General features: G+C 45.7%; 15 protein-coding genes. 13 read left to right on the forward strand and 2 right to left on the reverse strand.

Annotated features, from left to right (window positions below; all coding sequences use genetic code 11):
- Positions 1-30 precede the first annotated feature (30 nt).
- From hflX to RJ47_RS12950, 4 genes are all read left to right on the forward strand, one after another.
- Positions 31-1320, forward strand: a complete 1290-nt coding sequence (gene hflX, locus RJ47_RS12935) for a ribosome rescue GTPase HflX (RefSeq protein WP_005476746.1) — start codon at positions 31-33, stop codon at positions 1318-1320.
- Between the two features lie 45 nt (positions 1321-1365).
- Positions 1366-2556, forward strand: coding sequence for an FtsH protease activity modulator HflK (gene hflK, locus RJ47_RS12940; protein WP_038192838.1), 1191 nt, complete (start codon positions 1366-1368; stop codon positions 2554-2556).
- A gap of 2 nt (positions 2557-2558) precedes the next feature.
- A complete protein-coding gene (gene hflC / locus RJ47_RS12945) occupies positions 2559-3533 on the forward strand; it encodes a protease modulator HflC (protein WP_038141563.1) in 975 nt (324 codons plus the stop codon).
- 62 nt (positions 3534-3595) lie between these two features.
- Positions 3596-3781, forward strand: a complete 186-nt coding sequence (locus RJ47_RS12950) for a DUF2065 domain-containing protein (RefSeq protein WP_005476758.1) — start codon at positions 3596-3598, stop codon at positions 3779-3781.
- A gap of 6 nt (positions 3782-3787) precedes the next feature.
- On the opposite strand, the gene RJ47_RS12955 is transcribed toward RJ47_RS12950, so the two are convergent.
- Complete coding sequence (locus RJ47_RS12955; RefSeq protein WP_005476762.1) at positions 3788-4015, reverse strand: SlyX family protein; 228 nt, start codon at positions 4013-4015, stop codon at positions 3788-3790.
- Between the two features lie 2 nt (positions 4016-4017).
- A complete protein-coding gene (locus RJ47_RS12960) occupies positions 4018-4998 on the reverse strand; it encodes a WD40 repeat domain-containing protein (protein ID WP_038141566.1) in 981 nt (326 codons plus the stop codon).
- A gap of 131 nt (positions 4999-5129) precedes the next feature.
- Here RJ47_RS12960 and fkpA point away from each other — a divergent pair, with 131 nt between their 5' ends.
- The 9 genes from fkpA to RJ47_RS20865 all read left to right on the forward strand — a co-directional run.
- The gene (gene fkpA / locus RJ47_RS12965; RefSeq protein ID WP_038217550.1) at positions 5130-5918 is read left to right on the forward strand and encodes an FKBP-type peptidyl-prolyl cis-trans isomerase; all 789 of its coding nucleotides are present in this window, start codon (positions 5130-5132) and stop codon (positions 5916-5918) included.
- Positions 5919-6101: 183 nt separating this feature from the next.
- Positions 6102-6824 (forward strand): helix-turn-helix transcriptional regulator, encoded by a 723-nt coding sequence (locus RJ47_RS12970; protein WP_038141572.1) that lies wholly within the window; start codon positions 6102-6104, stop codon positions 6822-6824.
- Positions 6821-7216, forward strand: a complete 396-nt coding sequence (gene tusD, locus RJ47_RS12975; RefSeq protein ID WP_039484277.1) for a sulfurtransferase complex subunit TusD — start codon at positions 6821-6823, stop codon at positions 7214-7216. Before RJ47_RS12970 ends, tusD begins: the two co-directional genes overlap by 4 nt.
- On the forward strand, positions 7213-7569 hold the full coding sequence (gene tusC / locus RJ47_RS12980) for a sulfurtransferase complex subunit TusC (protein WP_038192846.1): 357 nt from the start codon (positions 7213-7215) through the stop codon (positions 7567-7569). Before tusD ends, tusC begins: the two co-directional genes overlap by 4 nt.
- A gap of 9 nt (positions 7570-7578) precedes the next feature.
- Entirely contained in the window at positions 7579-7854 is a 276-nt protein-coding gene (gene tusB / locus RJ47_RS12985) for a sulfurtransferase complex subunit TusB (RefSeq protein WP_038141583.1), read from the forward strand.
- 176 nt (positions 7855-8030) lie between these two features.
- A complete protein-coding gene (gene rpsL / locus RJ47_RS12990) occupies positions 8031-8405 on the forward strand; it encodes a 30S ribosomal protein S12 (protein ID WP_004399892.1) in 375 nt (124 codons plus the stop codon).
- Between the two features lie 100 nt (positions 8406-8505).
- A complete protein-coding gene (rpsG, locus tag RJ47_RS12995) occupies positions 8506-8976 on the forward strand; it encodes a 30S ribosomal protein S7 (RefSeq protein ID WP_004415829.1) in 471 nt (156 codons plus the stop codon).
- 156 nt (positions 8977-9132) lie between these two features.
- Positions 9133-11232, forward strand: coding sequence for an elongation factor G (gene fusA, locus RJ47_RS13000; protein WP_038141586.1), 2100 nt, complete (start codon positions 9133-9135; stop codon positions 11230-11232).
- Between the two features lie 154 nt (positions 11233-11386).
- A partial coding sequence (locus RJ47_RS20865) for a GTP-binding protein (protein WP_231565951.1) occupies positions 11387-11544 on the forward strand: 158 nt, incomplete at its 3' end.

An 11544-nucleotide genomic window follows, 5' to 3' on the forward strand; every position in this document is an offset into this window, starting at 1 on the left:
ATTCGAGCATTATTTTAAGGAGTTGATTGCTTGTTTGACCGTTATGAAGCCGGTGAGCGAGCCGTACTTGTTCATATCAACTTTACGCAAGAAGGGGAGTGGGAAGATCTCAGCGAGTTTGAAATGCTGGTCTCTTCAGCTGGAGTTTCTTCGTTACAAGTCGTAACCGGAAGCCGCCAGTCACCACACCCTAAATACTATGTCGGAGAGGGTAAAGCTCAGGAAATTGCACAAGCTGTGCAGTTAGCTGGCGCTGATATTGTGATTTTTAATCACGCCCTCTCTCCTGCCCAAGAACGTAACCTAGAAGCGTTGTGTAAATGTCGAGTGTTAGACCGCACTGGTCTGATTTTAGATATTTTTGCTCAGCGTGCCCGAACTCACGAAGGTAAGCTACAGGTCGAATTGGCCCAGCTTCGCCATATCTCTACTCGACTGATTCGTGGTTGGACTCACCTAGAGAGACAAAAAGGTGGTATCGGTTTACGGGGGCCAGGTGAAACTCAGCTAGAAACTGACCGACGTTTATTGCGTGTACGTATCAAAACGATATTACGCCGTTTAGAAAAAGTCGCTAAGCAGCGTGAACAAGGTCGCCGTGCTAGAAGTCGAGCGGAAATCCCAACCGTCTCCCTAGTTGGTTATACCAACGCAGGGAAATCAACACTGTTCAACCGAATTACCGAAGCGGGTGTTTACGCTGCGGATCAATTGTTTGCTACTTTGGACCCAACTTTACGTAAGATCGAGTTATCAGATGTTGGTCCTGCTATTTTGGCGGACACGGTAGGGTTTATTCGTCACCTACCACACGATCTGGTAGCGGCGTTCAAAGCAACGCTACAAGAAACGCAAGAAGCTGACATTTTGTTACATGTTGTCGATGCCAGTGATGAGCGTTTTCGTGAGAATATTCAGGCTGTTCATGATGTTCTTGAAGAAATTGAAGCGAATGAAATCCCCGCTTTGATCGTCATGAACAAGATCGATAACCTCGATGGTCAGAACCCAAGAATTGAGCGTGACGACGAAGGCGTTGTGCAAACGGTTTGGGTTTCAGCAATGGAAGGTAAAGGCATTGAGCTTTTATTTGAGGCATTAACCGAGCGGTTAGCCAGTCAAATGGTTCAGTACCAAATGCGAATTCCGCCACAACATCAAGGCAGACTTCGTAGTACATTCTTCCAGATGAAGTGTATTCAACATGAAGAATATGACCAAGACGGTAACTTGTTGATTGATGTTCGAATGCAGCAAGTAGATTGGTCTAGACTTGAAAAAAGAGAAGAGGCAGTTTTACGTGACTTTATAGTTACTTAAATGACTGCTACAGTATAACGTCATATCAAATGATGGAGCTTTCTAATGGCGTGGAATGAGCCTGGTAATAACAACGGCAACAACGGCCGCGATAATGACCCATGGGGTAACAACAATCGTGGCAACAAAGGTGGCCGTGATCAAGGACCGCCAGACTTGGACGAAGTATTTAATAAACTGAGTCAGAAACTGGGTGGAAAGTTTGGTGGAAAAGGCGGCAACGGCCCTTCTATTGGCGGTGGTGGTAGCGTTCTAGGTCTAGGCGTTATTGCAGCAATCGCAATAGCAATTTGGGTCTTTGCTGGTTTTTACACTATCGGTGAAGCTGAACGTGGCGTAGTTTTGCGCCTCGGTAAATACGACCGTGTGGTCGATCCAGGTCTAAACTGGCGTCCTCGCTTCATTGATGAAGTGACACCGGTTAACGTTCAGGCGATTCGCTCACTACGTTCATCAGGTCTAATGCTGACTAAAGATGAAAACGTAGTGACGGTTGCGATGGATGTTCAGTACCGTGTTGCGGATCCATACAAGTATCTATTCCGCGTAACAAACGCAGATGACAGCTTACGTCAAGCTACCGACTCTGCGCTCCGTGCTGTAATCGGTGACTCGCTGATGGATAGCATCCTGACAACGGGTCGTCAGCAAATTCGTCAAAGCACTCAGGAAACTCTAAATGAGATCGTAGATAGCTACGATATGGGTGTTGTCATTGTCGATGTCAACTTCCAATCAGCGCGTCCGCCTGAGCAAGTTAAAGACGCTTTCGATGATGCTATTGCGGCTCGTGAGGATGAAGAGCGTTTTGAGCGTGAAGCAGAAGCATACCGAAACGATATTCTTCCAAAAGCGACAGGTCGAGCTGAGCGTTTGAAGAAAGAGGCATTGGGTTACTCTGAGCGCGTTGTTAACGAAGCTCTTGGTCAAGTAGCACAGTTTGAGAAGCTACTTCCTGAATACCAAGCTGCACCTGAAGTTACTCGTAACCGTCTATACCTAGACACGATGGAAGAAGTTTACAGCAACACCTCTAAGGTTCTGATTGATTCTGAATCTAGCGGCAATCTGCTTTACTTACCTATCGACAAGTTAGCGGGTGAAGGTAACACTCCAACCAAACGTAGCACGAAGTCGTCTTCAGCTTATGACCAGATTGAGCTAGAAACTCAGTCAACTGAAACCACTTCAGACTCGCAATCTCGTTCAACTGGTTCACGTCAAGGGAGATATTAAGAATGCGTAAGTTAATGATCCCTGTATTGGTCGTTACTATTGTTCTACTGCTAATGTCAGTATTTGTCATTCAAGAAGGCGAGCGTGGATTGGTAATTCGATTTGGTCGTGTTCTTGATGACAACGGTGTGTCTAAGATTTACGAACCAGGTCTGCATTTCAAGATGCCGCTGTTCGACAGAGTGAAAACATTGGACGCGCGTATCCAAACAATGGATGGCCGTTCTGACCGTTTCGTGACATCTGAGAAAAAAGACGTACTGATCGATACTTACGTCAAATGGCGTATCTCTGATTTCGGTCGCTACTACCTAACAACAGGTGGTGGTAATGCCTTGACAGCAGAAGCGTTACTTGAACGTAAAGTAACAGACGTGCTGCGTTCTGAAATCGGTGCACGTGAGATTAAGCAGATTGTTTCCGGTCCGCGCAACAAAGACGTTTTGCCTGATAGCGACAGTGAAGAAGTAACAACCGAAGCGGCTCTTGAAGCGTTAGAGGTTGACGGTGAACGTGACCAAATTATGGAGAACGTTTTGGTCGGTACAACGGACAGTGCAATGAAAGATTTGGGTGTCGAGATTGTTGATTTCCGTATGAAGAAAATCAACCTACCTGATGAAATCAGTGAGTCTATCTATCGTCGTATGAGAGCTGAGCGTGAGTCTGTTGCTCGTCGCCACCGTTCTCAAGGTCGTGAAAAAGCAGAAGTTATCCGTGCGCAAGCCGATCTAGAAGTGGCAACTGTTCTAGCAGAAGCGGACAAGACTGCGCGTGTAACACGAGGGGAAGCGGATGCGAAATCTGCGAAAATCTACTCGGATGCTTACAACAAAGACCCAGAGTTCTTCAGCTTTATGCGTTCTCTAAAAGCATACGAGAAATCGTTCAGCAACAAGAGTGACATTCTTGTATTGGATCCGAAGAGTGACTTCTTCCAGTACATGAATAACGCTGCTGGTGCAGAAGCTAAGTAATTGAAATTAAGATAGGTTAAAGGCTCCCATGTGGAGCCTTTATTTTTTGTTCTGAGGTAGTTATGTCGAATTCACTTTGGTTTGCGTTAGGTTTGGTGCTTATCGTCGAAGGGTTAGGTCCCTTGATTGCTCCAAACGGTTGGCGCAATATGGTGGCAGAGCTCAGTCGCCAGCCTGATAATCAATTACGCCGTATAGGCGGCTGCCTAGTGGTTGCTGGTGCAGTAATCGCGTATGTATTCGGCTAGAGGCGATCAGTAGTGAGGAGGTGGCGTCTCTTCAGATTGGTCTGCAAGGTTGGATGAATCCATGTTTTTGACTTTGCCGACAACATACTTCATCTGATCTTGCATTTTGGTGATCAAAAGCTGCTGCTGACTCAATGCTTCGTTGAGCTCTTCGATTGTCTGCTCTTGAAACGCGAGTTGACACTCAAGGTCATTCACGCGATTTTCCAACTGTTCAACTCGCTTATCTGTCATTTCTAGTAATCCACATTCCAAGCTTGGGCTATACCAGCCGAGGTTGCCGAAATGATACGGCTTTGGCTGTCAAAGGCTGCATCATACACCACTGCGCGTGGAGGGCGAGTATCTTTTAATGGTTCTACGTCATAGCGGTCGATGCGTTTGCCAGTGAGGCTGTTCCAAACCATTAAACGACCCGACGGAGTGCCTGTCGCGAGATATTGGCCGTCATCAGAAAAGCGGGCGGTGGAAAAGATCAATTGTCTTGAGAAGCTGCTCAGCTCTGACAGGGCTTTACCTGTTGTTAAGTCCCACACTATGGCTTGATTCCCTCCGTCTGAGGTAAAGGCATATTTACCATCTCTTTGCAGCGCGACGCGGTTTACGCGTTGTTCATGTTCAAACGTATGCAATATCTGTCCGGTATTGGTGTCCCATAGGTAAGCCTTATAGTCATTTCCTCCAGATAGCGCAAAACGACCATTAGGTGAAAGGGAGACTGAATTGACTTTTTCATTGTGAGCAAGGAACTCTAATCGTCGTCCGGTGACTAAGTTGACGTAGATGGCTTTACCATTGGATAAACCAAGTAGTACTTGGTCACCATTACTTGCGATATCAACATCTCGAATTAGGCCATCTGAAATTGACCAAAGCCCCTCAGCCTGAGTCCATGCAAGATCCCAAACGGCAAAGTTGATTTGAGTGGCGGTGATCGCGAAGCGGCCATTGTCGGAAATGCGGATTCGGGAAACGGTGCTTGCTTGAGGGTCTTGTTCGCCTAATGAAGCCAATTGTTGGTTTTCAAAAAGATCCCATAAAACGAGTTGGTGCTCTTTTGAGTAAAGCAGGGCAAAGCGAGCATCACGACTCAATGCGAAGCTGGTGGTGCCTTTAAGTTCGATATCCCAACGTTGAACATCTTGGTTGGAGAAAAAGCAGCCATTTAACGTTGTGATGACAATCGTAATAAGTAGAGTGTTAAAAATTATTCGCATCAAGTCCAATTATCCACTTGGTTTACGTTTATTTCAGACGCATATTGGTTATATTGGTACAACATGCGAATGCACACCAGTCTTTCTTAAAGATTTGTGCACAAAGACAAAAGTCTCAATTGGAGAGTTCAATGAAATCAATTTTTAAAGTGTCACTGCTTGCTGCAACTGTTGCGCTAGCTGTTGGCTGCCAAAAAGAAGAAGAGCCAAAGACAGAAGCTGCTCCAGCAGTAGAGCAAGTTCAAGCAGAAGCAGGTAAAGCGGTTCACTTTAAAACCGAAGATGACAAAGCTGCTTACGCCATCGGTGTCTCTTTTGCTAACTACTTAAGCACTAGCCTAGACAAGCCAAGCGAGATTGGTATTACGCTCAACAAAGAGTTGGTTCTTAAAGGCATTGAACATGTCTTTGAAGGCAAAGCAGAGCTAAACGAAGAAGAGACGCGTGCTGCGCTAGAATCTCTAGATAAGCGTGTTGCTGAAACGATGCAAAAGCAGGCCGCTGAGAAAGCAGAAGCGGCTAAAAAAGCGGGTGATGATTACCGCGCTGAATTTGAAAAACAAGACGGTGTTGTGAAGACAGACACGGGTTTGCTTTACCAAGTATTGACCGCAGCGGAAGGTGAACAACCGAAAGATACCGATACGGTACAAGTTCACTACAAAGGTACATTGATTGACGGTACTCAGTTTGACAGCTCTTACGACCGCGGCGAGCCAGCTACGTTCCCATTAAACCGAGTGATTCCAGGCTGGACTGAAGGTGTTCAACTAATGCCAGTTGGCTCTAAGTTTAAGTTCGTCATTCCACCAGAACTCGCTTACGGCCAGCAAGATACACCAACAATTCCTGCAAACTCAACGTTGGTATTTGAAGTTGAGCTTCTGAAAATCGATAACGGTGAAGAAGCGGTTCAATAACGTTTTCTAACGTTCTCATTCTAAAGGCCTGGCATATGTCAGGCCTTTTTCTTTCTTTTGTGTGGCGAACAGCACTCATTTATTTGTCCTAAATCACTAGATAGTCTCTTAGCTAGGTGTGCTCTTCAAAATTTCTGATAAACTTACACCAATTTGTTGATTTTTCGCTCGAAGGCTTAAAAAGTGACAACTACAGAAACAGTAAATACGGATATGTTGCTCGAAATGGAATCTGTCAATGTGATGCCATTTAGTGAGCACGATAAAATTATTCTTCGATCGTATGAAGCGGTGGTCGATGGTATCGCGAGTCTGATTGGTCCATTTTGTGAAATTGTTCTTCACTCATTAGAAGACCTCAATACCTCCGCGATTAAGATTGCCAATGGTGAAAATACAGGTCGTCAGGTGGGCTCGCCAATCACTGATCTTGCGCTAAAAATGTTGCGAGACATAGAAGGTTCTGAGCGTAACTTTTCGCGTTCTTATTTCACACGTGCTAAAGGTGGTGTGTTGATGAAGTCGATCACGGTGGCGATTCGCAATGGCGAAAACCGAGTGATTGGTTTGCTTTGTATCAACGTCAACCTAGATGCGCCATTTTCTCAAGTGCTTCAATCGTTCATGCCAACCGAGGAAGCGAAACAAGCCGCCTCATCGGTTAACTTCGCAAGTGATGTTGAGGAGTTGGTGGATCAAACAGTTGAGAGAACCATTGAAGAGATCAACGCCGATAAATCAGTATCGAATAACACGAAAAATCGTCAGATCGTGATGGAGCTGTATGACAAAGGCATCTTTGATATTAAGGATGCCATCAACCGTGTTGCCGACCGCTTGAACATCTCCAAGCATACGGTGTATCTCTATATTCGTCAGCGTAAGACTGAGGATGAAGAGAGGTGAGTTCTTTGACTTACACGCTTGTTGTTAACGGTTCTGTTTATGGCAGCCAATCAGCGCGCACTGCTTATCAGTTTGCTAAAGCGTTAATTGATCAGGGACACACCTTAGTCAGTGTATTTTTCTATCAAGATGGTGTGACAAATGGCACTGCTTTAGCCGTTCCAGCTAATGATGAATTTGATCTCACCAAAGCTTGGCTTACGTTGTCTCAGACGCATCAAGTAAGATTAGAAACCTGTGTCGCTGCGGCATTGCGTCGTGGTGTGATCAGTGAAGATGAAGCGCAGCAGCATGGTCTAGCGCAAAGCAACCTTGCAAAAGGGTTTGTTCAAGCTGGATTAGGCAGTTTGGCAGAGGCGATGTTAACTCAAGATAGAGTGGTGCAATTTTGAGCCAGTTAACTTACCTATTTCGCAGCGCTCCCCATGGTAGTTCGGCCGGAAGAGAGGGGATTGACGCTTTGCTTGCAGCTTCAGCTTATTGTGAAGACATCAGCGTGATCTTTATGGGTGATGGTGTTTATCAGCTTCTGCAAGGCCAGGCGCCGGCTGATATCTTAAGTAAAGACTACGCGCCGATGTTAAAGCTGTTTGATCTGTATGATATTGAACAAGTGTACGTCTGCGCTGATTCTCTCGCTAAGCGAGGCTTATCTCACGCAGATCTGATGATTGATGCGAAACCGCTATCTTTGACCTCTCTCAAAAGTCAGTTACAACTTGCTGGCAAGCTACTCTCATTTTAAGGGCGCGTTATGCTGCATATTATTAAATCGGTTCAAGCTTTGAATGATGCCGTCAACGCTTGTAGCAAAGACGATGAACTGTTGCTGATTGAAGATGCGGTCTACGCAGCCAACCCTCAGCATCAGGCTTATCCGTTGTTAGATGGGCATTGTTGCTCAGTTCTAAAGCCAGATCTCGATGCCCGAGCAATGATAAATCGCGTCAGTGCGCAACTCGAAATTGTTGACTACAACGGCTTTGTGTCAATGACGGTCAAACACCCGCAATCCCTCACTTGGAATTGACCGCTCGAACGTCATCTTCACTTTACGGATAAAAAGTCCAATTGAACAAAAAAAGATCCGTATATTTCTTGACACACATCCCACTGCTGCATAGAATTTTGCGTCCCTAATTGCCATTGGTGATTAGGGATAGATTTTTCACAAAGCTTACTTTCAAGTAAATCAGGAGCTAGTTAATGGCAACTATTAACCAGTTGGTACGTAAGCCTCGTGCAAAGCAAGTTGTTAAAAGCAACGTGCCTGCACTAGAAGCGTGTCCACAAAAACGTGGTGTATGTACTCGTGTTTACACTACTACACCTAAAAAACCTAACTCGGCACTACGTAAAGTATGTCGTGTACGTCTAACAAACGGTTTCGAAGTAACTTCGTACATCGGTGGTGAAGGTCACAACCTTCAAGAGCACTCAGTTGTTCTAATCCGTGGCGGTCGTGTTAAAGACCTTCCGGGTGTACGTTACCACACAGTACGCGGTGCACTAGACTGTGCTGGCGTAAATGACCGTAAGCAAGGTCGTTCTAAGTACGGTGTGAAGCGTCCTAAGTCTTAATGGTATCCGTTAAGTAAGGCCAAACACTAAATTATTTTTAATTTTTTGAAAAAACTGAAAAGTTTTGGATAAAACCTGAAGAAGACAACGGAGAAAATCCATGCCACGTCGTCGCGTCATTGGTCAGCGTAAGATCCTTCCAGATCCAAAGTTCAAATCTGAACTGCTGGCAAAATTCGTTAACATCCTAATGGTTGACGGTAAGAAATCTACTGCAGAGAAAATCGTTTACACTGCACTAGATGCTATGGCTGAGAAATCTGGTAAAGATCACTTAGCTGTATTTGAAGAAGCTCTTGAAAATGTTCGCCCAGCGGTAGAGGTTAAATCTCGCCGTGTAGGTGGTTCAACTTACCAAGTTCCTGTAGAAGTTCGTCCGGTTCGCCGTAACGCACTTGCTATGCGTTGGTTGGTTGAAGCTGCGCGCAAGCGTGGTGAAAAATCTATGGCTCAACGCCTAGCTGCTGAAATGCTAGACGCGTCTGAGAACAAAGGTACTGCGGTTAAGAAACGTGAAGACGTTCACCGCATGGCTGACGCAAACAAAGCGTTCGCACATTACCGTTGGTAATACCTTTCTGTGCCGCAGGAATCCCTGCGGCGCTGCTCTAGTTCCTATGCGCAAGCCTAGGAACTATTGCTATATCTAGGGGTAGGGAAAATTGCGTTGAGCAGTCCTAAAATTATCTAGAAATAGCAATAGTCCCTAATTCAAGAGGATTCAATCGTGGCTCGTAAAACACCTATTGAGCGCTACCGCAATATTGGTATCGTCGCTCACGTAGACGCAGGTAAGACAACCACAAGTGAACGTATTCTGTTCTACACTGGTCTTTCTCATAAAATCGGTGAAGTTCACGATGGCGCTGCTACCATGGACTGGATGGAGCAGGAGCAAGAGCGTGGTATCACAATCACCTCAGCTGCAACTACAACTTTCTGGCGTGGTATGGAAGCGCAATTCCAAGACCACCGCATCAATATCATCGACACCCCTGGACACGTAGATTTCACTATCGAAGTAGAGCGCTCATTGCGCGTACTTGATGGTGCGGTTGTTGTGTTCTGTGGTTCATCGGGTGTTGAACCTCAATCTGAAACTGTATGGCGTCAAGCTGACAAATATCATGTTCCACGTATGGTATTCGTCAACAAGATGGACCGTGCAGGTGCCGACTTCCTACGTGTTGTTGATCAAATCAAAAACCGTCTTGGTGCGAACCCTGTTCCTATTCAACTTAACGTTGGTGCGGAAGAGGACTTCAAAGGTGTTATCGACCTGATCAAGATGAAGATGATCAACTGGAATGAAGAAGACCAAGGTACAACCTTTACTTATGAAGATATCCCAGCAGATATGATGGAGCTTGCTGAAGAGTGGCGCAACAACCTAGTTGAGTCAGCAGCAGAAGCAACAGAAGAGCTGATGGATAAGTACCTGGAAGAAGGCGAACTGACGGAAGCAGAGATTAAACAAGCTCTACGTACTCGTACACTAAACAACGAAATCGTACTGGCTACTTGTGGTAGTGCGTTCAAAAACAAAGGTGTTCAAGCAGTACTAGATGCAGTTGTTGAATACTTGCCTTCACCAGTAGATGTTCCAGCGATCAAAGGTGTTGACGACAACGACAACGAAGTTGAGCGTCACGCAGACGATAACGAACCGTTTGCAGCGCTGGCATTTAAGATCGCCACTGACCCATTCGTGGGCACGCTAACCTTTATGCGTGTTTACTCGGGTGTGGTTAACTCTGGCGATGCAGTTTACAACTCTGTTAAGCAGAAAAAAGAGCGTTTTGGTCGTATCGTACAGATGCACTCGAACAAGCGTGATGAAATTAAGGAAGTTCGCGCGGGCGATATTGCCGCAGCAATCGGCCTTAAAGACGTAACAACAGGTGATACGCTTTGTGATGCTAACCACAAGGTTATTCTAGAGCGTATGGAATTCCCTGATCCGGTTATTCAGATCGCCGTTGAACCTCGCTCTGTTGCTGATCAAGAGAAGATGGGTATCGCACTAGGTAAACTAGCAGCTGAAGATCCATCTTTCCGTGTCGAAACGGACGACGAAACAGGTCAGACTCTGATCTCTGGTATGGGTGAGCTTCACCTAGATATCATCGTTGACCGCATGAAGCGCGAATTCAGCGTCGACTGTAACGTAGGTAAACCACAGGTTGCTTACCGTGAAACTATCCGTGGCAGCGCGGAAGTGGAAGGTAAATTTGTTCGTCAATCTGGTGGTCGTGGTCAGTACGGTCACGTATGGATCAAACTGGAGCCTTCTGAACCTGGCGAAGGTTTTGTCTTTGTTGACGAAATTGTGGGTGGTGTGGTTCCTAAGGAATACATCAGCTCGGTATCGAAAGGTATCGAAGAGCAAATGAACAGTGGTGTTCTAGCGGGTTACCCGGTTCTAGATATTAAAGCAACGCTGTTTGATGGTTCTTACCACGATGTTGACTCTAACGAGATGGCGTTTAAAATCGCCGGCTCGATGGCATTCAAGAAAGGTGCACTTGAAGCACAGCCTGTGCTTCTAGAACCTATGATGAATGTTGAAGTAACTACGCCTGAAGATTGGATGGGCGATGTTGTTGGTGACCTTAACCGTCGCCGCGGCATGATCGAAGGTATGGATGAAGGTGTGGCCGGTATTAAGATCGTCCGCGCACAAGTACCTCTATCTGAGATGTTTGGTTACGCAACTGATCTACGCTCTGCTACTCAAGGCCGTGCGTCTTACTCTATGGAGTTTAACGAGTACGCTGAAGTACCGAAAAACTTCGCAGAGAAAATCATTGCGGACCGTGGTTACTAATAAAACGTCTTGATCGAGAAAAAAGTCGAGCTTTTTTTTAAGATCAATACGTCCAAATATTGCGCTGACCGACGTTGGCGCATAAAATAGCAAATTCTGGCGCGTCGTGATCAATAACGTTCGCGGCGAATCATAACTAGGAAGGAACACGATCGTGTCTAAAGAAAAATTTGAACGTACTAAACCGCACGTTAACGTTGGTACTATCGGCCACGTTGACCACGGTAAAACAACTCTAACTGCTGCAATCTGTACTACTCTAGCTAAAGTGTACGGCGGTGAAGCGAAAGACTTCGCATCTATCGATAACGC

This window comes from Vibrio sinaloensis, from assembly GCF_000808535.1.
GTDB lineage: Bacteria > Pseudomonadota > Gammaproteobacteria > Enterobacterales > Vibrionaceae > Vibrio > Vibrio sinaloensis_D.

Bases quoted from the DNA above. Each gene is read 5' to 3' on its own strand.
- RJ47_RS12955 (WP_005476762.1), bottom strand. From the start codon at position 4,015: ATGACAGATAAGCGAGTTGAACAGTTGGAAAATCGCGTGAATGACCTT.
- rpsG (WP_004415829.1), top strand. From the start codon at position 8,506: ATGCCACGTCGTCGCGTCATTGGTCAGCGTAAGATCCTTCCAGATCCA.
- RJ47_RS12950 (WP_005476758.1), top strand. From the start codon at position 3,596: ATGTCGAATTCACTTTGGTTTGCGTTAGGTTTGGTGCTTATCGTCGAA.
- tusB (WP_038141583.1), top strand. From the start codon at position 7,579: ATGCTGCATATTATTAAATCGGTTCAAGCTTTGAATGATGCCGTCAAC.
- hflC (WP_038141563.1), top strand. From the start codon at position 2,559: ATGCGTAAGTTAATGATCCCTGTATTGGTCGTTACTATTGTTCTACTG.
- RJ47_RS12960 (WP_038141566.1), bottom strand. From the start codon at position 4,998: ATGCGAATAATTTTTAACACTCTACTTATTACGATTGTCATCACAACG.
- hflK (WP_038192838.1), top strand. From the start codon at position 1,366: ATGGCGTGGAATGAGCCTGGTAATAACAACGGCAACAACGGCCGCGAT.
- fkpA (WP_038217550.1), top strand. From the start codon at position 5,130: ATGAAATCAATTTTTAAAGTGTCACTGCTTGCTGCAACTGTTGCGCTA.
- rpsL (WP_004399892.1), top strand. From the start codon at position 8,031: ATGGCAACTATTAACCAGTTGGTACGTAAGCCTCGTGCAAAGCAAGTT.